The organism is Pseudoalteromonas sp. APC 3495, from assembly GCF_030407645.1.
Lineage (GTDB): Bacteria > Pseudomonadota > Gammaproteobacteria > Enterobacterales > Alteromonadaceae > Pseudoalteromonas > Pseudoalteromonas tetraodonis.
Genome location: NZ_JASDDA010000011.1, coordinates 50103 through 73519, shown reverse-complemented (window position 1 = coordinate 73519; position 23417 = coordinate 50103). Strand labels below are relative to the sequence as shown.

Annotated in this window: 19 protein-coding genes, 1 tRNA gene and 2 pseudogenes; 5 read left to right on the top strand and 17 right to left on the bottom strand. The window is 39.8% G+C overall.

Annotation, left to right across the window (positions count from 1 at the left end):
- The first annotated feature begins 390 nt into the window (after positions 1-390).
- Complete coding sequence (locus QL984_RS06860) at positions 391-657, top strand: DksA/TraR family C4-type zinc finger protein (protein WP_024602991.1); 267 nt, start codon at positions 391-393, stop codon at positions 655-657.
- Positions 658-747: 90 nt separating this feature from the next.
- Here the strand turns inward: QL984_RS06860 and gloA are convergent, their stop codons facing one another.
- The 5 genes and pseudogenes from gloA to QL984_RS06835 all read right to left on the bottom strand — a co-directional run bounded on the left by gloA (position 748) and on the right by QL984_RS06835 (position 5868).
- The gene (gene gloA / locus QL984_RS06855) at positions 748-1149 is read right to left on the bottom strand and encodes a lactoylglutathione lyase (RefSeq protein ID WP_024602990.1); all 402 of its coding nucleotides are present in this window, start codon (positions 1147-1149) and stop codon (positions 748-750) included.
- Positions 1150-1203: 54 nt separating this feature from the next.
- A complete protein-coding gene (locus QL984_RS06850; RefSeq protein ID WP_096038570.1) occupies positions 1204-2235 on the bottom strand; it encodes a serine hydrolase domain-containing protein in 1032 nt (343 codons plus the stop codon).
- Between the two features lie 119 nt (positions 2236-2354).
- Entirely contained in the window at positions 2355-4265 is a 1911-nt protein-coding gene (locus tag QL984_RS06845) for an aminotransferase class V-fold PLP-dependent enzyme (RefSeq protein ID WP_013465293.1), read from the bottom strand.
- A 284-nt stretch (positions 4266-4549) separates the two neighbouring features.
- Positions 4550-4651 (bottom strand): annotated as a pseudogene (locus QL984_RS06840) (endonuclease III); the annotation flags it as partial.
- Between the two features lie 143 nt (positions 4652-4794).
- Positions 4795-5868, bottom strand: coding sequence for a DUF418 domain-containing protein (locus tag QL984_RS06835; RefSeq protein WP_138764757.1), 1074 nt, complete (start codon positions 5866-5868; stop codon positions 4795-4797).
- Between the two features lie 89 nt (positions 5869-5957).
- Here QL984_RS06835 and QL984_RS06830 point away from each other — a divergent pair, with 89 nt between their 5' ends.
- A complete protein-coding gene (locus tag QL984_RS06830; protein WP_028834979.1) occupies positions 5958-6512 on the top strand; it encodes a TetR/AcrR family transcriptional regulator in 555 nt (184 codons plus the stop codon).
- A 205-nt stretch (positions 6513-6717) separates the two neighbouring features.
- Here QL984_RS06830 and QL984_RS06825 read toward each other — a convergent pair.
- From QL984_RS06825 to QL984_RS06770, 12 genes and pseudogenes are all read right to left on the bottom strand, one after another.
- Positions 6718-6966: pseudogene (locus QL984_RS06825) on the bottom strand (endonuclease III); the annotation flags it as partial.
- A gap of 100 nt (positions 6967-7066) precedes the next feature.
- A complete protein-coding gene (locus QL984_RS06820) occupies positions 7067-7960 on the bottom strand; it encodes an EamA family transporter (RefSeq protein WP_171046556.1) in 894 nt (297 codons plus the stop codon).
- 134 nt (positions 7961-8094) lie between these two features.
- The gene (locus QL984_RS06815) at positions 8095-8802 is read right to left on the bottom strand and encodes an AraC family transcriptional regulator (protein ID WP_016900424.1); all 708 of its coding nucleotides are present in this window, start codon (positions 8800-8802) and stop codon (positions 8095-8097) included.
- A 236-nt stretch (positions 8803-9038) separates the two neighbouring features.
- Complete coding sequence (nth, locus tag QL984_RS06810; protein WP_096038568.1) at positions 9039-9671, bottom strand: endonuclease III; 633 nt, start codon at positions 9669-9671, stop codon at positions 9039-9041.
- Between the two features lie 46 nt (positions 9672-9717).
- Positions 9718-10416 carry an electron transport complex subunit E gene (locus tag QL984_RS06805; RefSeq protein ID WP_028835009.1) on the bottom strand — a complete coding sequence of 233 codons (699 nt, stop codon included), beginning with the start codon at positions 10414-10416 and terminating at the stop codon, positions 9718-9720.
- On the bottom strand, positions 10413-11051 hold the full coding sequence (gene rsxG / locus QL984_RS06800) for an electron transport complex subunit RsxG (protein ID WP_138764755.1): 639 nt from the start codon (positions 11049-11051) through the stop codon (positions 10413-10415). Before rsxG ends, QL984_RS06805 begins: the two co-directional genes overlap by 4 nt.
- Entirely contained in the window at positions 11048-12106 is a 1059-nt protein-coding gene (rsxD, locus tag QL984_RS06795) for an electron transport complex subunit RsxD (RefSeq protein ID WP_138764754.1), read from the bottom strand. The genes rsxG and rsxD overlap by 4 nt, the downstream gene beginning before the upstream one ends.
- Positions 12103-14493: an electron transport complex subunit RsxC gene (rsxC, locus tag QL984_RS06790; RefSeq protein WP_290172203.1), complete on the bottom strand. Its 2391-nt coding sequence runs from the start codon at positions 14491-14493 to the stop codon at positions 12103-12105. The genes rsxD and rsxC overlap by 4 nt, the downstream gene beginning before the upstream one ends.
- Positions 14494-14501: 8 nt before the next feature.
- Positions 14502-15056, bottom strand: a complete 555-nt coding sequence (rsxB, locus tag QL984_RS06785) for an electron transport complex subunit RsxB (protein ID WP_013465282.1) — start codon at positions 15054-15056, stop codon at positions 14502-14504.
- Position 15057: 1 nt separating this feature from the next.
- Positions 15058-15639 carry an electron transport complex subunit RsxA gene (gene rsxA, locus QL984_RS06780; protein ID WP_008115244.1) on the bottom strand — a complete coding sequence of 194 codons (582 nt, stop codon included), beginning with the start codon at positions 15637-15639 and terminating at the stop codon, positions 15058-15060.
- 244 nt (positions 15640-15883) lie between these two features.
- Positions 15884-17827 carry a GGDEF domain-containing protein gene (locus QL984_RS06775; protein ID WP_013465281.1) on the bottom strand — a complete coding sequence of 648 codons (1944 nt, stop codon included), beginning with the start codon at positions 17825-17827 and terminating at the stop codon, positions 15884-15886.
- Between the two features lie 173 nt (positions 17828-18000).
- Positions 18001-18077 (bottom strand) — tRNA-Asn (locus QL984_RS06770).
- A gap of 1038 nt (positions 18078-19115) precedes the next feature.
- Between QL984_RS06770 and QL984_RS06765 the strand changes: the two genes are divergently transcribed.
- The 3 genes from QL984_RS06765 to QL984_RS06755 are packed head-to-tail and all read left to right on the top strand — an operon-like array spanning position 19116 to position 23416.
- A complete protein-coding gene (locus tag QL984_RS06765) occupies positions 19116-20495 on the top strand; it encodes an MATE family efflux transporter (protein ID WP_290172198.1) in 1380 nt (459 codons plus the stop codon).
- Entirely contained in the window at positions 20492-22486 is a 1995-nt protein-coding gene (uvrB, locus tag QL984_RS06760) for an excinuclease ABC subunit UvrB (RefSeq protein ID WP_013465278.1), read from the top strand. Before QL984_RS06765 ends, uvrB begins: the two co-directional genes overlap by 4 nt.
- Entirely contained in the window at positions 22487-23416 is a 930-nt protein-coding gene (locus tag QL984_RS06755; RefSeq protein ID WP_138764237.1) for a class I SAM-dependent methyltransferase, read from the top strand. It abuts the gene before it with no gap.
- The last annotated feature ends 1 nt before the right edge of the window (position 23417 follow it).

Below are 23417 nucleotides of genomic sequence, written 5' to 3'. Positions count from 1 at the left end.
CCCCATCGTCTAGAGGCCTAGGACACCGCCCTTTCACGGCGGTAACAGGGGTTCGAATCCCCTTGGGGACGCCACTTACTTACTTTAAGTAATATATACAGCAGTGTGACAGCGCACTCTCTATCCGCAACTTTAAAAAGAGTGAAAATCTCTTGATACGCCACCTACTATTTATTAGTAAGACAGCTTTTACTAAAAATATCTAAAATCAATTTATCTGCATTTCTATTATTACCTCAGAATTATTCAGTGAAGTTAAAATCTCAAAATTAAATATTTTATATAATAACTCCTAAATTTTATTAGCATCTTTCCCTTTCTTATATTCAGCTTAAATAAACTTCACCTATGTTAGGTTACATATAAACGTCCAAATAAATAGGAGGTTATATGGCAAGTGGATGGGCACGCGATGGTGCAATTCAAGATCAAATCGACGCCAGCGTTAATGATGCTGTGCAATATGCTAGAAGTAACTTAGTTTCTGGAGCCAGTGCCGAGCTATGTGAAGAATGTGATGAACCAATACCACAGGCACGAAGACTTGCGTTACCAGGTGTTAAGTATTGTGTAAGCTGCCAAGTTGAACTAGAAGGTAAAGGCGCACTTTCTAAAGGGCTTAATCGGCGTGGCAGTAAAGATAGTCAATTACGATAAAAAGGTGCATATAGCACCTTTTTTAAAATTGTATCAGAGTTAAGCTTAAATAATTAAAAAGCCGCTTAGTAAACCTATTAAATATATTTACTAAAATTTATTCATATTTTCTTTTTTCTGAATAAGTTCAATTGAGTAGCCATCTGGATCTTTTACAAACGCTATTTCTGTTGTGCCACCCTTTACTGGACCTGGTTCACGGCTTACGTTACCGCCAGCGGCCTTGATATCAGCACAGGCTTTATAGATATCATCAAACTCAATCGCGATATGACCATAGGCATTGCCTAAATCATAGCTGTCGGTATCCCAGTTATAGGTCAGTTCAAGCACTGTTGTGTCAGTTTCATCACCGTAGCCTACAAAGGCGAGGGTATAGCGGTACTCTTCGTTATCAGCACGGCGTAACTCTTTCATACCAAGTACTTGAGTATAAAACGCAATTGATTTATCTAGATCTGCAACCCGTAACATGGTGTGTAGTAAACGCATTTAAATCCTCTTTAAAATTCATATAAATTTTTATAACGCAGCTAGTTTTAAATACTATTGCTGCGCAGTTAAAATATCAATAATCCGATTATAAATTATTTCTGTGAGCATCACAGTATCATCGCCATTAGTATTTATAAACTGCACAACGACTGTATCGATATCTTTATAATAACGAGCAATGCTTGAATACCCTAATACCCAACCTGTGTGTTCATACTTATAAAGTGATGCATACAAAGCTTGCTCTTGTTCGTCGAAAAAAGTGCCTTTGTTTAAAGCAAAAATAAAGTCGCCTACATCTTGTGCGGTTGCCACATAGCCTTGATCGAGTGCTTTAAAATCATTCTCATAACCTACGTAGTAACCACTCATCAAATCTACTAAATTGATTTCATGTACAGATGAAAACGTATGCGTTAGGCCCAGAGGCGTTAAAATTTCATCTTTAATATATTGGTTATGATCATAACCCAGCACGTTAGACATAATTTTTCGCAGCAACAAATAATTGGTATTAGAATAGCCATAGTCAGCATCAGGGCTAAAATCAGCGGGTTTATCGAGTACTAATGCAAGTGGGTCAGGGTAGGTGATTGACCAATCGAAATTATCAGTGTCTGTGTAATTGGGTATGCCACTTTTGTGTTTTACCATCATTCGTAGTGTTATTTTATCTGCGTTTTCAATGCGTCCAATTAACGATGGAAGATAATCAGCCAGTGTTTTATCTACATCAATACGTCCAGCGGCTGAAAGTTTAGTTAAAGCTGCTGCATCATATAACTTTCGAATGCTGCCAATTTTAAAAAGTGCACTAGGGTAAGCGGGTATTTTGTGCTCTCTATTATGCCAACCATTTGTAAAATATTCAGGTTGCAGTCCTTGTTTATGAATATACACAATAATGCCATCGACTCCTTGTTCAATAGCCTCTTGTGTTTGTGCTTGAACATTAGCGGGCAGTGGGTGAAAGTAATATAAAGCAAACTGCCAAGGGGCAAAAATGTATATGCTAGTAAGAGTAACAATGAGAGCTGCAATCCGCAGAAGTGTAAGCGCTTTTTTGTTCTTCAATTGTATCATTGCATTCTGGCTTCATTTATTTTTGGAGTGTGAGGATCAGCTTTTTACTCTACTAAACAGCAATATCATGTGATATTGCTGTTTAGTTATGAGGAGTTCGACTGTATTAAAGTATATCTTTACTTATTAACTTTGCCCTTAAGAACATAGATTTCACCATCAAAACTCCCTTGAATCGTCAAACCTTGTCCTGCTAGCTCTTTAAGGTACTCTATGTGTTCCTCAGTAATATGCTGGCCAGGCACCAAAAGCGGAATACCTGGCGGATAGGGGGTAACTAAACCGGCACAAATACGGTTGTTACTTTTACCGATAGGCACTGATTCGCGCTCGCCATAAAAAGCATCACTTGGAATACACGCAAGGTCTATAGCGGGTAGGTTTTCAGGCAAGCGAGATCGTCGCGTCGATTTTGACAATTTCACTTTACCGCTGTCGAGTTTTTTGAGCGCATTGTAAAGACGAATTATTTTTGAGCGCGTGCCGCCAAGCGTCAGTAACACTAAGATGGTGCTGTGAGTGTATTTTTCTATTTCTAGGCCAATTTCATCCAGCAGGTATTTATGAATATCCTTTAACGAATAAGGTAATTCGCTTATGTCGATGAGAATTTTTAGCGGATCGTGACCCATGTTATCACCACTGAAGTGCGGAAATATTTCCATAAAGTCTTGCTTACCTAGTACTTTAATTTGTTTGAGTGAAGCCATCTGTTGTTTAAATTCTTCCACATGGTTCAACAAAGCATTGAGTAACTTATAGCCTTCCATCTCTAATTGCTTTTGGCACACATCAAGCGACGCGATAAGCTGATATTTTGGCGATGTACTGGCGTAAATACTGTAAATCTCACGAAAGAAATCAGCATCGAAATCAGGGTCGTTAACATGAATATAAGACGCTTGAGAAAACGCCGATACCACTTTATGCGCCGAATGAGTGACGTAGTCAGCGCCAGCATGAATGGCGGAATAGTATCGTAGGCTTGGATGAAACAGCGAGTAAGCAAACCATGCCTCGTCAATAAATACTTTAATACCATGTTGATGGGCAAAATCGACCACCTGTTTCAGATCGCTCAGTAGGCCATCGTAAGTACAACCGGTGAGAACCAGCAATTTTGCATCGGTATTTTGTTCTATCGCTTGTTTTATATCGGCCAACGACGGCGGCGCAAAAATGCCATATTTAGGATTTAAAATACTCGACAAATAAACAGGTAAACTCGCTGATTGCAAAATGCCATAGTGCACAGATTTATGACAATTGCGGTCGATGATCACTTTATCGCCCTTACGCAGCAATGTCTGCAAGATGATTTTATTTGAGGTAGACGACCCATTGGTAACGAAATAGGTATGCTTGACTTCAAACGTCGCCGCTGCTGACTCTTGCGCACGGCCAATGGTATTGGTGCTATCTGATAATGATCCTAACGAATCAACAGAAACCGACAAGTCGCCCACAAACACATTACGACCATAAAACTGATAAAAATCTTTAATATAAGGAGAATTTCTAAAGCTCGAGCCGCCACTGTGACCTGGTGTGTGCCAAGAATCGTTTGCTTCGCCAACATAGCGGCGGTACGCAGTCCAAAATGGGGTCTCTGAGCGGTCATCGAAATCGTTGATCATATAGCCTAAAATTGCTTCAGGATCAGAAATTACCTCATCTTTAAAAAAGAAAGACTCAATCTCCTCCGACTCATTAACGATTTCAAGCCCCTTCGTATCATCGCCAATAACATAAACAGGCAGCTCAAGGCGGATCCCTTTTAACTGCTCGATAAAGCGACTATAAGTGCGTTCGCCAACCTTATTTTGCAAATCCCAGCTAAGCACTACAGCCTGAATATCGCCATCTTCCTCTACAATGTCCAACGCTTGTTTTAGCTCAAGACGCTCAATAATATCGATATGAATATCATCTCGCTCAAAATTGACAATGGTCTTCGATAGATTCGTTGAAAGCTCTTGTAAGGTGACTGGATCTTGCTCAATTAACAAGATACGAAGTATTGGTAGCATAGGAATTCTCGCAATAAAATTTCATAATGCTCAACAGCATAACTAAAGGATTGACGCTTGTGAAATTAATACTTTGAAAATGTTCCAATAATTACGCCAAATCACGAATAAACAGATTTTATTTGAATTGATTTACAAGGTATGAAAAATGAAAGGTGCCAAAGTTAGACACCTACTTTGAATAAACAAAAAAGTAACACTGGAATACGAATTAATCATTGAGCTTATTATTAACAATCGTGCTAAATGAACGCTTTTTATTTACGGATCTATTCTGCTTTATCTTTAAACTCTTTAGGCACTACTTTTTCGCGCTTCTTTTCTACTTCAACAAGGTTCTTACCCATAGCAAACTTATCAAGGTTTGTGTCGGCCAGCCGAAAGATAATAAAAGTAGATGCAAAAGATAATACCTATAGGATGCTTTTATTAACTTCCTGACTGTTACTATCGACATAGCATTATTTACCCTAATTAAACAGCTAACAGTCTCAATAGTTTTAGTTTTTTAAAACAATGTTTTGGCCTACTAAGTGCATTTTTTAAAAATCCATTCTAAAGGCCCGTGTTTAAAATACTTGAGCCAAAACACACTGAAAATTATGCTAATTATGCAAAAGACCAATGCGGAAAATATTGACAAGTCTATGGTTTGATTAATGAGTAAGCCAGTTGCCTCAAGAATTCCCATGCCAATAATGACATGTGCTACATACAGAGTTAACGTTAACTGCCCAGTTTTGCTTAGCCACTCAATTAACCGGTTGGTAGGAAATACACTTGCTAGTTTTAGAGAAACCAGCAAAACAAGAACGGCAGAGCTTGCAGCTGAAAACATATATTGTGGCAACGGCGGTATTATTGACGTGGTTAACAAAAACTCAATTTCATCTTTTGACATGCCAATAGACGGGTCATCTCCTGCCCACATTCTCAGCATATAGAAGCTTGCTTCTACAATAAGTAAAATACTTAAAGACCATGTAAACAAAGACTTCCTTACATTAGCATTGGATAAATCTTGTTTACCCAACCATATGCCAAATAACAAGAAACCACACCATGGTAAAACTGGGTGATAACCATTAAAGAAAAGGTGTCTAATCACTCCTTCAGTTGTCCAAAAACCAGAATAACTAAGCTCAAGCCAATCCCATCCTTTTTCGTAATCAAAGAATAGCCACATTAATGGAAATGCAAAAACAAAACCGATAGATGCACTGAGCAGTTTCTTGCTGCTAAGAGTAAATAATAATGCAGCTATCAAAAAATAGAATGCATAGAATTTCAAGATGTCGGCTTCCCAAATAGGTGTAAAAGCCAAGCCAATCAAAAGTAGTAAAACAGACCTTTTTATCAAAGAGGTTCTTACTTGCTTGATGTGTTCAAGTGATTCACTGGTAACACATTTTTTAGTTAAAAACGCAATACCTATACCCGCTAATATAACAAACAAAGCCGAAGCCCGACCTTCGAATAGAGCCGCAAACTCTATTAATTGTGGTGTGCCAATATCGGCGTTCATGGCTAACTTAAAGTTGACAATAACCATACCAAAGAGCGCTAACGCTCTTGCAAAGTCAATACCGATTAGTCTATTCACTCTCTTGCTCCACAGAATTCATTTTTAACTTTTGAGACATTGCTGTATCATAATGGAACTTAATAGATGATACAAGGCTGTCTCATAAAATGGATGCAAGAACAAATAATTCGAGAAAAAAAATCATTCAATCGGGGTTAAAACTGTTTATTCAAAACGAGGACTCAACGCTAGTTGACGTGGCTAAAAGGGCTGAAGTTGGTAGAGCAACGGTGTACCGCCAATTTAAGCATAAGGAAGCGCTTCAAGAAGAGATTGCGTTATATTGTTTAGACCGCTTTGATGAAGTAAATATGTCCGTTGAAAATAAAGCTAAAGACTCATTGGATGCTATTAGGCTTGTATTCGAAAATACTTTGCCGTTATACGAGGAATTCGCTTTTTTGCAAAAATTCGAGAAGATGTTTCAGAAAAGTGAAAAGCTTCAAGTTCGTATACAACAGCAAGATAACGAGATACGAGAATTGATAAAACTTGCGAAAGATGAGGGGTTATTAAGTAAGCACTTCTGTGTTGATTGGGGTTTTTATTTTTTTGAAGGTTTATTGTACGCAGGTTACAAGATGAGTCATCTAGATAATTACAGTTCAGGTAAGGCAGCACATTTAGCTTTTTTATCGTTCAAGAGTGGGGTTGCTTCATAACCCCCTGCAAGAATATAGATGTAACATTAATTTACTGAAGACAGTTACTAAGCACATCTTGTGGGTAATTTATTTAAAAGATCAGTTTGCTACCTATCTGTTCTTTTTTTGGGTGGAAATCGACACAACTTAAGCCAGCGATGTCGCAACTTGACGCTGGGTAAGCCAAAGCTAAGGTCCGCTTTCGTATCTTAACAGGTGGGAGCTATTCAGTCTTATCTTTAAACTCGCACAAGTCTTCAATAATACAGCTGCCACACTTTGGCTTACGCGCCACACAGGTATAACGTCCATGTAAAATGAGCCAGTGGTGCACGTCTACTTTAAATTCTTTGGGGATCACTTTTTCGAGCTTTTGCTCAACCGCAACCACGTCTTTACCCATAGCAAGCTTAGTACGGTTTGATACACGGAAAATATGCGTATCAACTGCAATTGTCGGCCAGCCAAAAGATAATTAAGGTAGATAGCAAAAGGAAAATCTATGGACTGCTTTTAGCCATATGCTGACATTAAGCCTTAGCAAATTCAGGAGCATATTTAGGGCTATATATCTACATTGTTTTGACGGCTAACCTTAGTTTTTTTTGAGGTTTGATTGTTTGCATCAATAGGCATAGTGATACTAAAGCTACGCCTGCCCAACCTATTACTTTAAATTTTTCCCCAATAATGACTATAGCTAAAACAGTTGCAACTAATGGTTCAATTAAGGTGATTAATGTCGCTTTACTTGCATCTATATAATTCAAGCCAAAACCAAATAATAAATATCCTAAAAACATTGGAATTATTGCCATATATAAAGATACGAAAGCATTAGATGAACTTGAAAATAAGTTATCACTCGTAAACCATAATGAAGGAAGTAACAATAGTGCAGCACAACCGAATAGCCCAGACATGGACGATGTTGAGTGAACGCCACTTTCAATTAAACACCTTGCCGCCCATGAATAACCTGCATAAGTTAAACCAGCAATACAACCTAAAATAATCCCCAAACCCTGTTGATTGATACTGTAAGCATTATTATTACTCTGGTCTTTACCTAAAGTTAACAGAGCAATACCTATAGCACCAATGACAAAGCTCAACATCCATTGCAATGAAATGTCCTTTTTGCTAATAAGACGTTCAAGGATTCCAGCAAAAAAAGGTGCAGTGGCTATAGATACTACAGTACCAATGGCAACACCTGATAAGCGCATTGAGGTATAGAATGCTAATGGGTAAATAGCGACAGAAGCGACACCTAAGAGAAATATTTTAGGCTGTTCGAGCATCAGCTTATAATCTATAAGTAGCTTTTTTCGAGCTGTGATTACAAGTAGCACTCCTCCTATCCCCATAGAGAACGCACCAATAGCCAAAGAGCTTACATCTGGGGAGTAGCTTGCAGCAGTACCAGTTGTCCCCCACAAGAAACTAGCAACAATAATCGCCATAACACCTTTAAAACTTCCGTGATGATTTTCCACAATGAGACCTATTTATAATAACTTCAATATAGAAATAGTATGCTAATTATGTAGGGTGTTTTTAACAATTAAGACGCAATAGTTAACAATTCCGACTAAGTTTACTTTTTGAATTTAGTTGGTGATAGACCAAAGTATTGTGAAAACTTTCGGCTAAAGGCTGAGGGTTCTTTATAACCTACTTTTTCACCAATAATTGGTAACGGATAATCTGTATGCGTAAGTAATGCTTGGGCTTTTTCCATTCGAAGTTTTGTTACGTACTTCATCACGGTCATACCTGTTTGTATTTTAAATAGTTTCTTAAACTGTGTTTCACTCAGGAAAGCAGATTCAGCTAAACATTTAATTTGAAGCTGCTCTGCAATATTTTGCTCTATGAAGGATATTGCTGTACCAATGCGACTATCTACCTTTGGTAATAAAGTTTGCTCTGCCAGCAGTAAGCTGAACATTTCGAACATCGCCTGTTCTAATTGAGCATTAACTTTGTTTTCTAGTTGGTTTTCGATAAAAGTTAAGTAACTTCTAAGAGATGAGTTAATTGCAAAAACAATACATTGTGAAGATGAAATATTTAGCGGAAGATTTTTCATATCTACGACTACAAACCTAGCTTCAGTGTTTGCAGTGAACAGGTGCTCTTCGTTGGCTTTAACTACAACACATTCACTTGGTGCAACTTTTCCATTGAAATCACCAACACATATATTTATGACACCACGTAAAGGTAGAACCAACTGATTAAATTGATGTGAGTGACGAACTGGCTTTGTGCTATAGGAGCGGATGGATAATAGATTTTTCATAATAATAGAAAACGTATTGCCTTATTTCATTATGATTAGGGTTATATATCTTAGAGTAATGAATTCTAAAGTGAAGTCTTAGTTTCTACTGGTGTTTTTAATTAAAGTTTATATGATCAATGTGGCGGCTTAGTTGACTGTCAAGATGATGATAGCTCTACGTTTAATGGATACTAAAAATATCTCTGAAAACTATTGATGCTAATGTCCGTTATCGTATCAAAGCAGTCTAAACATTACTCAGTCTTATCTTTAAACTCACATAAGTCTTCAATAATACAACTGCCGCATTTTGGTTTGCGGGCTGTACAAACATAACGTCCATGTAAAATGAGCCAGTGATGTACGTCTACTTTAAATTCTTTGGGGATCACTTTTTCAAGCTTTTGTTCAACGGCTACCACGTCTTTACCCATGGCAAGCTTAGTACGGTTTGATACACGGAATATATGCGTATCTACAGCAATGGTGGGCCAGCCGAAGGCGGTGTTGAGTACCACATTGGCAGTTTTACGGCCAACGCCGGGTAGGGCTTCTAGGGCTTCACGATTCTCAGGCACTTCACCGTTATGCTGATCTACCAATATTTGGCACATTTTATATACATTGGCTGCTTTGGAATTAAACAACCCAATGGTTTTTATGTAATCACGCAGCGTGTCGTGGCCAATATCTAAAATGGCTTGTGGTGTATTAGCAACCGGAAATAATTTACGAGTGGCTTTATTTACCCCAACATCGGTGGCTTGTGCTGAGAGTGTTACGGCAACTAGCAACTCAAACGGGCTTGAATATTCAAGCTCCGTTTCAGGATGTGGGTTGTCATCGCGCAAGCGAGTAAGTATTTGGTGACGTTTTTCTTTATTCATGTAACTTAAAACGCATTAACTTTTATTAAGTTAATGCGTTTTCCCCTTAGGTTAAGCTAGTAACACGTGCACGTGGGCCTTTTTCAGCTTCTGGCGGCGTTACTTGTTTTGATTTTATTTGTGCATCAATGACGTTTTTAGCGGCGATCAGCAGCCCAAGCCCTAAGAATGCGCCTGGTGGTAAAATGGCCAGTAAAAACTGGCTATCAAAGCTAAATACTTCGATGCGTAAAGCTGAAGCCCAAGGACCGAGTAGTAAATCGGCGCCATCGAATAAGGTGCCTTGGCCAATCAGCTCTCGCATTGCGCCAAGTACAACTAGTACCAACATAAAGCCTAAGCCCATCATCAAGCCATCAAAGGCAGATAAATGCACTGGATTTTTAGAGGCAAATGCTTCAGCACGACCAATAATGGCGCAGTTAGTCACAATCAACGGAATGAAAATCCCTAAAGATTGATAAAGGCCAAAAGTGTAGGCGTTCATTAACAGCTGCACAATCGTCACAAAACCGGCAATGATCATTACAAAAACCGGTATTCTGATATCTTTAGGCACCCAATTGCGCACAAATGATACGGTAATATTAGAGCCCACTAACACTAACAAGGTTGCTAAGCCTAAACCTAGCGCATTAGTAATCGTGGAGGTAACAGCAAGTAAAGGACATAAACCTAATAACTGTACTAAGGCGGGGTTATTTCCCCATAGGCCTTCTTTATAAAGGGTTTTTAATTCACTCATGGTGTTACCTCAGGGCAAGCATTCGCTGCTGCAAAAAGATCATCAAAGTTATTTTGTGCATACACTACCGCATTTTTAACTGAGCCAACTACAGCGCGAGGCGTAATGGTTGCGCCAGTAAATTGATCAAACTGACCGCCATCTTTTTTAACGGCCCAACGCGCGTCACTTTCGCTTTGTACTGTTTTTGAATTAAATGAGGTGATCCAGTCTGACTTTTTAATTTCGACTTTATCGCCCAAACCTGGGGTTTCTTCATGCTTAGTAACCCTTACACCAGCAACGCTGCCATCGCGATATACCGCGCTAAGCAAGTTTATATCGCCACTGTAGCCGCTAGGGGTGACATGACGAATGACTAATGCCACAGGTTCGTTATCTTTTCGGGCACGATAAATAACTTGGTTGTCGTATGGCCCTAGTAATGGATCAGATATAATTACACAATCTTGCGATAGCTCATTGCTGTATTTGGAATGCGGCAATACTTCTTGAAGCTGATTAGTTAACTGCAACTGCTCTTGCTCTGCAATTTTATCGGCCGTTAACGAGTTTATTGTGGCCACTAATCCTGTTGTAAGGAGTGCGAAGCCGCATAATATTGCGCCATTTTTTACCATTGAAGAAATAATCATTTTACTGCTCCATGGCCATAGGTTCTTGGTTGTGTGTAGTAATCAATAAGCGGTACTGCAATATTGATCAGTAATACGGCAAATGCAACCGCATCCGGAAAGCCACCAAATGTACGAATTAAATACACAATTAAACCAATTGCGGCACCATAAATAAGACGGCCTCGATTAGTGGTTGCAGCTGATACAGGATCGGTGGCGATAAAAAAGGCTCCCAGCATAGTCGCACCACTAAATAAGTGAAACATCAGACCCGGCTCAGTGCCTGGCGAGGCAATATAACCAATTGCAGCGCATAGGCTTAAACTGGCAATAAAACTCACTGGTATATGCCAGTTAATCACTTTTGTTTTTAATAAATAAAGGCCACCGAGTAAGAAGGCTAAATTAACCCAACCCCAACCTAGGCCAACCCATTCATTAAATACCGGTTTTTGCATGCTTTCAGTGACGGTAAGGCTATGAGCAATATCTGTTTTTAACGTATCAAGAGGGGTGGCCATCGTGCTGCCATCAATACCCACTCTGAGCTGATCTAAGCTATATCCAAGAGTTGTAAAGTCACTAAATATTAGACTAAGCTGCTGGCTAAAAGTAATGCCCGTATTGAGTAACTCTGAAACGGGTAACCAGGCCGTCATTTGCACAGGGAACGACACTAATAAAAGTACATAAGCTGCCATTGCAGGGTTAAATAAATTAAAGCCTAAACCACCATAAAGTTGCTTAACAATAACAATGGCAAACAAACATCCTATAACAATAACCCACCACGGCGCTAAAGGCGGAACACTAATCGCTAATAGCACGCCGGTTAGCCATGCGCTGCCATCGCTTAATGCAGGCCAGATAGGGCGCTTACGCATTAGCATAATGGCTGCTTCAAATGCGCTTACACACACTAACGCTAATAATAATTGGATAAGTACACCGGTACCAAAAAATACAACTTGTGCAATAACACCAGGAATACAGGCCGCAATCACAGTTAACATTAAACGTGTCACAGATTTGTGACTATGATTGTGGGGTGAACTGGCCATGGTTAGTTTCATGACTGATCATTTCCTTCTTTTTGTTGCTTTTTAGCTTTAGCGCGAGCAATAGCGGCGGCTACGGCGGCTTTCTTTTTTTCTTGAGCTGTTTGCTGTGAACCTTCTGAAGATTCATCGTTGCTTTGTGGCTCAGTGTTTTCACTTTGTTTTGCTAATTCATCAGCCTGTGCTGCTTTTTTGGCTTTAGCACGGGCAATAGCGGCAGCCACGGCGGCTTTTTTATCATCGGCGGCGACAGGTGATTCACTTATTGCGTCATCGCTTTGTGTTTGCTCAGCAGCTTGTGCTGCTTTTTTGGCTTTAGCACGGGCAATGGCGGCAGCGACGGCAGCTTTTTTATCATTGGCAGCGACAGGTGATTCACTTACTGCGTCATCACTTACTGCTTGCTCATTTGCTTGTGCTGCTTTTTTGGCTTTAGCACGGGCAATAGCGGCAGCGACGGCAGCTTTTTTATCATCTGCAGCAACTGGAGATTCACTTGCAGTGTCATCAGTTGCTGTCTGCTCATTTGCTTGTGCTGCCTTTTTAGCTTTTGCGCGGGCGATAGCAGCGGCTACCGCGGCTTTTTTATCATCAGCAGCAACTGGAGATTCACTTGCAGTGTCATCGCTTGCTGCTTGCTCATTAGCTTGTGCTGCTTTTTTAGCTTTAGCGCGGGCAATAGCGGCTGCAACTGCTGACTTCTTGTCGTCTACAGCTTCGTCATCACCATTATTTTGTGCTTTTTGCTCTTTATAAAGGCGAGCTTGCTCTTTACGGGCTGCACGCTCTTTTGCAACTTCACTGTTATCTGGCTCGAGTTCGCCACCTTGCTTTTTAGCTTTAGCACGCGCAATTGCCGCTGCTACAGCTGATTTATTGTCACCATCGCTGGTTTTATCTTTAACGCGAGCAAGAGCATCGGCTACTTTTTGCTGCTCTTCGGTCGATTTAGGGGCAGGTTTACGTTTGTGGCGATTTTTTCGCTCAGCTTGTTCTTGCTCTAAACGCGCTTTACGCGCATCAAAGCGTTCTTTAGCGCGATCTGATTTTATTTTCTCGGCAATTTGCTCTTTAATTTCAACTTTTGCAACGCGGTAATACTGAACAAGTGGTATTTCACTAGGGCATACATAGGCACAGGCACCACATTCAATACAGTCAAATAAGTTATGCTCTTGGAGTTTGTCGTATTCTTTTGACTTAGCAAACCATTGTAATTGTTGTGGCAATAACGAGGCAGGGCACGCATCGGCACAGGCACTGCAGCGAATACAGGCTTTTTCTGGGCCAGGCTCTGCTAATTCTTTATGATCTGGGGCAAGTATACAGTTTGTTGTTTTAACAACGCCAATACGAACTGTGGGTAAGGTAAAGCCCATCATAGGGCCGCCCATGACCACGCGTTGTTGTGGCACCGGTGAAAAACCTTGGCAATCAAGTAAGTGCTTAATTTCAGTACCTAATAACGCCCATACATTGCCTGGATTATGTATAGTATTGCCGGTAACGGTAACGACACGTTCAATTAACGGTTTACCTTCGTATACAGCTTGCTGTATCGCAAATAAAGTGCCGGTGTTATGTACTAAAATGCCGATATCAGCAGGGATACCGCCGTTTGGTACTTCACGGTTAGTGAGTAGTTTTATCAGCTGTTTTTCACCGCCAGAAGGGTAAACAGTAGGCACGGTTTGTATTAAAATATGCTCGTTATGCTTCGCCGCTTCTGTCATGGCTGTGATAGCCTCGGGCTTATTGTCTTCAATGCCAATAATACACAGCGTCGGATTGAGTAACTGCTGCATTAGCTCAATACCTTTGACTATTTCAGCGGCGTGCTCACGCATTAAGGTATCGTCAGCCGTGATGTAAGGTTCACACTCAACCGCATTAACAATCAAAAATTCAATAGGTTGTTTAATGTCAGCTTTTACATAGGTTGGGAAGCCTGCGCCGCCCATGCCAGAGATCCCCGCATTATGAATAACATCAACCAGTTCATCGTGTGATGCAGTGGCTGGGTTTGCTAAAGGCGATAATTCACACCAGGTATCGTTGCCATCGGGTTCAATAATAATGCTTAATTCAGGTAATGCCGAAGGATGCGCTGATGGCATAGGCGTAATATCAATAATAATGCCTGATGTAGGTGCATGTATTGGCACCGACCAATTAGCTGATGGCTTTGTTAACGCTTGGCCTTTTAACACGTGCTGGTTTTTTTCAACTATTAATTTACCACTAGCGCCAATGTGCTGCTTTAAAGGCAGAACAAGTTTTTCAGGCAAAGGGAGTCTGACTATAGGCGCACTATTAGATAATGATTTCTGCTGAGGAGGATGTACGCCGCCAGGAAATGCCCAAACGGTGCCTTTTTTTATTTGTTCAAGTAACTTTTCCACTCAAACCTCTAATCTATTTGGGTAACAGGAATAGCGTCTAATTGCCATTTCCAGGTTTGTTTTGTTGGTGCAACAGGTAGCATGTCAATACAATCGACCGGACAAGGTTCAACGCACAAATCGCAGCCAGTGCATTCGTCGATTAGAACGGTATGCATTTGACGTGTTGCACCCACAATGGCATCAACAGGGCAGGCTTGAATACATTTGGTACAGCCAATACATTCATCTTCGCGGATATACGCCACTGTTTTAACCGGATCTGCTTGTTCGCCGCCAGCGAGGGGTTTAGCCTCAACCCCCATTAAATCAGCTAGCTTTTTAACGGTCGCTTCACCACCTGGAGGGCATTTATTTATTTCATCGCCATTGGCAATGGCTTCTGCATAAGGACGACAGCCCGGGTAACCACATTGGCCGCATTGTGTTTGCGGTAAAATGGTATCGATTTGTTCTACAACAGGATTACCTTCAACTCGAAAGCGTACTGCTGCAAACCCTAAAATTAATCCGAAAATTAACGCCAGCAAACCCAGCGCTATTAAAGCGTACAACAAGGTCATATTAAAACTTCACTAATCCAGTAAAACCCATGAAGGCCATTGACATTAAACCTGCCGTTATCATTGCGATCGAGGCACCTTTAAATGGGGTTGGTACGTCTGCAGCGGCTAAACGTTCGCGCAATGCAGCAAATAAAACCAATACTAATGAAAACCCCACCGCAGCACCAAAGCCATAAACGGCCGATTGTAAAAACGTGTGATCTTCTTTGATATTTAATAAAGCAACACCCAATACCGCACAGTTAGTGGTTATTAAAGGTAAAAATATTCCCAGTAACCGGTAAAGCGTTGGACTGGTTTTTCTGACAACCATTTCAGTAAATTGTACAACAACAGCTATCACTAAAATAAAGCTCATTGTTTTCAGATAGGTAATATCCAATGGTAATAAAATATACTCATTTACTAAATAGCTTGTCACAGAGGCAAGCGTTAGCACAAAGGTAGTTGCCAAAGACATACCTATGGCTGTGTCAAGTTTCCCAGACACACCCATAAACGGGCAAAGGCCTAAAAATTGTACTAATACAAAGTTGTTGACTAACACTGTTCCAATTAATAACAAGACGTATTCTGTCATGTGTGCCTCACGCTAATAAAATCCCGTGTATTATCCTTTTTTCTACTGTGATTAACAACACGTTGAGTGATTATCAGTTAAATAAACAACGTTAAATAATGGGCTAATTGTAAAGGGTTAAAATCAAGGGACATTGCAATTAAAAAACTGTCAGCATTTTAACGGCTGAAAATTCATAAAAGCACACTTTAGAACGTAAAAAAGAGCATACATGCTCTTTTTTACGTTAATTGGAGTAGAGGCGTTAGATGTCTTTGGGCTTTTCAATGTAGTAACCTTGAACACCATCTAGGCATAACGTTTCTACAATGTGTTTTTCTTCTTGGCTTTCAACGCCCTCAGCAAAAACACTGACGCCAATTCGGTGTGCAAGGTCGACCATTAAACGCATAAAATACTGATTATTTTTATCATCCTCTAAGCCTCGGGTATAACTTGCATCCATTTTAATAAAGTCTGGTTTTAAATCTCTGAAAAACTTAAATGATGTGAGTCCTACACCAAAGCGTTCAACAGTAATTCTGGCTCCAACGCGATGCACCATATCAATAAAACGTTTGCTTGCTTTAATGTTTTGTTGCAGACCAAATTCACTCACCTCAAAAATTAACTTAGAAGCAATATGGGTATCTTTAAGCAAACGACGCTCTAACCAAATCATAAATTGGTCACTGTGCGCACTTGAAGGGGTAATATTTAAGCCAAAGTATTTTTCAGATAAATTACTCGATTTTATTCTTTCTAATGACGATTCTATAATTAACTTATCAATTTCTATTGCCATATCGAGCTTTTCAGCCATTGCTAAAAATGAAGCGGTAGGCAAAGCTTGATTTTCTTCTGTTTTGAAGCGGGCTTGAATTTCAGCATAGGCTTTAATGCTTTTACCTAATGGCATAATATTTTGGATCACTAAATGGACACTTTTAGACTCGATCACTTCGTTAATCACTTTACGCCAGTTTTGGTTACCAAACCCTGCGCTCACATTATTAACAAGATCAGTATCGCGCTGTACATGCCACGCATTAGCTTGCTTAGATTGCGCCATACTCATTGCGTTATCAACGATAGAGAGCAACTCACCTAAAGGTTTGGCTTTTTCGTACCCCACAATACCTGTGTTTGCAACCGAGCTAAGCTCTTGGTTTTGCATATATTGAGTAAAGCGAGATTGTAAGTTTTCACCAAATTTTTCAGCTTCTTTTAACGGGGTATTCGGCAATATAATTATAAAGTCAGAGCTGTTTACTCTAAAAACTTGACTGCCGGAATAGGTACCACTGATATTTACTATGATATCTGCAACCGACTTAATGTACTCATCACCTTTTTGATAGCCTCGACTTTGATTAATTGACTGTAACTCACTACAGCGGACAAGTGCTAAAGAGCCAAATGTACTTATTTCGGTGTTTTCTATATTTTTTTCGTAGTAATCAACAAACATATTGCGATTACCTAATTCAGTAACGCCGTCTTTGTAGGCTTCACGTTTAATATCGTGGGCTGCATTTTTTATATTGTCGTTTTTACTTTTTAAAAAGTGCGATAAACGATTAAAGCTAGGAATTAAACTTTTCCCTAACTTAGCTAACTCAGGTGAATCAATTTTAGTTGCAAAATCATCACCTAGTTGGTTTTGATTGATATATACATCAATAACATCAGCAACGTCCGTACATATATTGTCGTTAATGTGCTTAACAATGGTTTTCATCAATATAATAGGTATTAGGGCGAGTAGGGTGCTAACAATTAAAATAACAAAAAACGCGGTTTGAAACTGCTCACCCAAGTGAGTAATGTTTAATTTAAATTCAATTTTTATATCGGCGTTATTATTTGTGGCGTACTGAGGACGTACTGAGTTGCTACTAGATTGAATAAGCTCAGCAATAAAAGGTAATTGCACTGCATTGTTAACCGAAAATACTTCAACGCCTTGATAGTCACGTAAAACAAAATTTGAAAAGGTTTCACTAGTTGCAAGCGTGTTTTTAAGATTTTCTGCTGATATATCTGTCGCAGAGAGATTTTTAATGTATTGCTCAACGGTCGCTTGTGCATTTTTTTGAGCGTTGCCGATGGCATTATCAAAATTTTGGCTAATAAAATAACTACCAGCGGACACAAGTACCAGCCAAGCTAACAGTTGTATAAGAATAAGTTTTTTGAAAGCTGCCATTATTTAATCTTTTTATGTCAAATGGGGGAGGACACAACCTCATGATTATTAAACTAATTATAGCTCGATATCAATAGTTATCAAATGGTTAGTTTTTTAAGCAAAAAAGTTTTTATTTTAAAAGAAGAATGGTAGAGCAAATTGGAGGGTATGTCTATGTGATTGTAGTAAATTGGCTCCCCCTCCCCGACTCGAACGGGGGACCTGCGGATTAACAGTCCGTCGCTCTAACCAACTGAGCTAAGGGGGAAGCGTCTTGCCTTTCAACGGGGCGAAATATTAATGACCGCATAGCAAAGTGTCAACATATAAAAGATCATAAATTCAAAAAAGAGGTCTATTCGTTGTTTTTATGTGCAATCTGCGCGTTTTGTAACACTATTTAAGTAAAGCGCAGTGATATTGTTTTATAAAAACAGGGCAATATTTGCATGAAGTTTGTAATTTGAGCTAATAAAGTGATGAGTAAAATTTAAGAAAACGGCTTTTAATAGCAAAAACGCGTTCTATTTCCTGTATTTTTATAAAGCGATAATTAACTTATTTAAAATAAATGGCTCCTTTTTATTTTGGTACGTTAAAACGGTTGAACTAAATGCGTATTAGTTACGTAAACTAAAACTAGCGCTAAAACATAATATAAATTTTGACTGCAGCAGCAATGCTTTGTACAAAAATAAAACAATCAATGAGTTAGCTACCTGTTTGAGTGTGTTACTCACTGATATTAGTCTAAGAAAAAATCACCTTCATACACATAACAGGGGCATACAACGCTGTTTGCATATTGGTAACGGAAAAAACCAAATGATCAGACAATTTAGCACTCGGTTGTAGCCCTTTATAAACGTGGGGTTGATTGAGTTATCCACGGTTTCTGTGGATAACTCTGTTTATGAAACTTTAAGAACATCAGCACCCCCAGCATTGTAGGGCGCTACAACGATTTCAAGTATTTAAAAGCTTTTTTTTTATACATTTAAAAACAATAGCTTACGATTCAGCTAAGTTACTCACTTAATCGATAAATAAAATTTTTCGTGACGATAAAACACAGTCTCTGACTGTGTGATAAATCAACAAAACCTAAAAAATAAATGTTGCAAAAGTTACATAAATGTATTTTATTTGGTTTTTAGTGTGTTAGCGCAAAATTTGTTTACAAAGGCATAAAAATAACAGTTTGTAGATTAAACGTTTAATTAATTGTTTAGATTTAATAAAGCATGGCTTGAACAGCTCGGATGCTTTAAAATATGCCGTTCAGTAAAAGAGGCTTATTTATTTTATGCGCGCACATTCTCAATCACATACTCGCCCTGATTTACTCACCGCCCCAATCTTGCCTACATTAAAGAAAATGACCATTCCGATGATCTTTGGGATGATCACCCTAATGATGTTCAACATAGTTGATACTTTTTTCATTAGCTTATTGGGTACTGAGCCGCTTGCTGCAGTGAGCTTTACATTTCCCGTCACCTTTACCGTTATTAGTTTAGCGATTGGTTTAGGCATAGGTACCTCAGCGGTAATAGCAAAAGCATTAGGCAGTAACAATATTGAAGAAGCGCGTTTTGATGCCAGTATATCGTTGTTGATTGCGGTGGTATTAGTGTTGGTTTTATCTGCGTGTGGCTATTTATTAATTGATCCTATTTTTACTTTACTCGGAGCTGGGGAGCAAGTATTACTGCTCATTCATGAATATATCAGTATTTGGTTTTTAGGCAGTGTATTTTTAATTACCCCGATGATTGGTAATTCTGTACTGCGTGCCAGTGGCGATACTAAAACACCGAGTATTATTATGGGTGGAACGGGGCTTATCAATGCGGTACTCGATCCTGTACTTATTTTTGGTTTTGGCCCCATTCCTGCGTTTGGCATTAAAGGAGCCGCCATCGCCAGTGTTATAGCATGGGCAGTTGCTGTGGCAATTATTTTATACTTATTAATTGCTAAAAAGCGCTTATTGAGTTTAAAAGCAGGGTCGCAAACGGTTATTGGAGCAATTCGTAAAATATTAAAAATAGGCTTACCCGCAGCAGGTGCTAACATGCTAACACCGGTTGCTATGGCAGTAATGACAGCATTGGTTGCACATCATGGTCCAGAGGCTGTGGCTGCTTTTGGAGTAGGGAGTCGAATAGAATCAATAGCGAGTTTGGTGGTATTAGCATTATCGATGACTTTGCCACCTTTTATTAGTCAAAACTTTGGAGCCAGTCATTTTTCTCGCGTAAAGGATGCCTACCTAGGAACCTTAAAATTTGTGATGTTATGGCAGTTTGTTATTTATATTTTATTAATTATGTTCTCAGGCGTCATCAGTGAAATATTTGGTAAAGAGCAAGCCGTTGTTGATGTCATAAAACTGTTTATTTATACCATCCCATTAAGTTATGGCTTGCAAGGAGTGATCATTTTATCCAACTCCTCGTTTAACGCTTTACACAAACCCATGAACGCCTTAGTTTTGAGCGTAATTCGGTTATTTATTTTTTATGTTCCCTTTGCGTATATCGGGAATGAACTGGCAGGTTTAATCGGCTTGTTTATTGGCGCGGCCATTGGTAATTTATTCACAGCCCTTGTAGCCTATAAGTGGTTTATGAAAGAAATTGAAGCGTTAAGCAGTCAAGCATTACAGGAGTGTAGTCATTGAGCGATCATTTTCAGTTAGAATCAAAATTTAAACCCGCTGGGGATCAGCCGACCGCTATCGCTCAGTTGTGCGAAGGTTTAGAAGCAGGGCTTGCTCATCAAACCTTATTGGGCGCAACAGGGACGGGAAAAACCTTCACAATGGCTAACATCATTAGTGATTTAAATCGCCCCACTATTATTATGGCGCACAATAAAACCTTAGCGGCGCAATTATACGGCGAGATGAAAGAATTTTTCCCGCATAATGCGGTTGAGTACTTTGTATCTTACTACGATTACTACCAACCAGAAGCCTACGTGGTAGCCAGTGACACCTTTATTGAAAAAGATGCATCCATCAATGAACACATTGAGCAAATGCGGCTCAGCGCCACTAAAGCGCTGTTAGAGCGTCGCGATACCATAATCGTTGCGTCGGTATCGGCGATTTATGGTCTGGGCGATCCTGATTCATACATGAAAATGATGCTGCTTTTAAAAGTGGGCGAAAAAGTCGACCAGCGCGATATGCTGCGCCGCCTTGCAGAGCTGCAATACACCCGTAACGATATTGATTTTAGTCGTGGTACATATCGTGTTCGCGGCGAAGTGGTGGATATATTCCCCGCTGAATCAGATACCTACGCAGTACGTGTAGAAATGTTTGATGATGAAGTTGAACGCTTGAGTATTTTTGATCCCCTCACTGGTGCTGTTGAAAAACACATAGTGCGCGCTACTATTTACCCTAAAACTCACTATGTAACGCCACGAGAAAAAATACTCGAAGCCATCGAAAAAATAAAAGTTGAGCTTAAAGAGCGCAGGGCACAATTACTCAGCGCTAATAAATTAGTTGAAGAGCAACGTATTGCGCAGCGTACCCAATACGACATAGAAATGATGACCGAGCTTGGTTATTGCTCAGGCATTGAAAACTACAGCCGTTACTTATCGGGGCGTACACCTGGCGATCCGCCGCCGACATTACTTGATTATTTACCCGACGATGCATTAATGATTATTGATGAATCGCACGTAACTGTCTCGCAAATTGGCGCTATGTATAAAGGCGATAGAAGTCGTAAAGAAAACCTCGTTGAATATGGCTTTAGAATGCCCTCGGCCATGGATAACCGCCCACTGCGTTTTGAAGAATTTGAAGCCATTGCACCGCAAACTATTTATGTGTCGGCCACACCGGGTGATTTTGAATTAGAGCGCAGCAATGGCGAGGTTGCTGAACAAGTTATTCGTCCAACCGGCTTACTTGACCCATTAATAGAAGTGCGTCCGGTTGGCGATCAGGTTGATGACTTACTCTCAGAAATTTATAAAAGTGTTGAAAAAGGCGAGCGCGTGTTAGTAACAACACTGACCAAACGCATGGCTGAGGATTTAACTGATTATTTAAGCGAACATAATGTAAAAGTACGCTATTTACACTCTGACATAGACACCGTAGAGCGGGTCGAAATTATTCGTGATTTACGAGCCGGTGTGTTTGATGTGTTAGTAGGCATTAACTTACTACGTGAAGGCTTAGATATGCCAGAAGTGGCACTAGTTGCTATTTTAGATGCCGATAAAGAGGGCTTTTTACGTTCAGCTCGCTCGCTTATTCAAACCATAGGCCGTGCTGCGCGCCACCTTGATGGTCGTGCTATTTTATACGGTGATAGAATCACTAAGTCGATGGCCAAAGCCATTGATGAAACCCAGCGACGCCGCGATATACAGCATGCTTATAATGTTAAGCACGGTATTGAGCCTAAAGCACTGATCAAAAAGATACTCGATGTAATGGATGTAGGTGAAGATGCTTCACCGCAAGATAACTTACAGCTTATTCGTAAAGAGTCTAAAAAAATTCTTAGTGCGAAAGAAATTGCCACGCAAATTAAGCAGCTTGAAACCAAAATGCATGCCTACGCCAGTGATTTAGAATTTGAAAAAGCCGCCTCTGTACGCGACGAAATACATGAACTACAACAACAGTTGATTAATTAAATGACAATCGATTTTACTCCTCTTATTAATGCATTAGCAGACACGCCTTTTGCAGATAACGAATTATGCCGTGTATTTCATGGTCGCGGCCACAGCGTAGAAGCGCTAAGCCATATTAACTTAGACTTTTATCCACCGAGTTTGTTTTTGGTGTCATACAGTGAAATTGATGAGGTAACACTCACTACGCTCACCGATATGTTATGGCAGTGGGCACAACAACATCATCCAGAGCTAATTACTGCATTGGTGTATCAGCAGCGAGCGGGGCTACAAAGTCATAACACCCTAGTGCATGGGCAATTGCCCGCGCGCCATAGCGTAGCCGAAAATGGTGTGCGTTTTTTGGTTGATTTAATGAGTAAGCAAAACACCGGTATTTTTCCTGATATGCGAAAAGGCCGTGAGTTTGTCATGCACAATAGTAAACATGCCAAAGTACTTAATCTGTTTTCTTATACTTGTGGTTTTTCGGTAGCGGCTATGCACGGCGGTGCCGATCATGTGATGAACATGGATATGAGCAAAGGCGTGTTAAAAGTCGGTAAGCAAAACCATCAATTAAACAATGTTGATAGGGGCGTCAGTTTTTTACCGCATGATATTTTAAAGTCGTTTGGTAAGCTAAAAAAAGCCGCACCGTTTGATTTAATTATTGTTGATCCACCCAGCTTTCAAAAAGGCAGTTTTATATTAACAAAAGACTACCAAAAAGTGCTGCGCAGACTTCCTGAGCTTTTAAACGATACTACACAGCTGTTGTTATGCGCTAATAGCCCAGAGCTTTCAGAAAACGACTTTAAAGCACTTATTCAAGAACATACTCAAGGTGCTATTGAGTTTGTTAAACGCCTAGAACCGACTGATCGCTTTATTGAAATTGATAGCGATAAAAGCTTAAAAGCATTGGTGTACAAAACAAAAACATAGT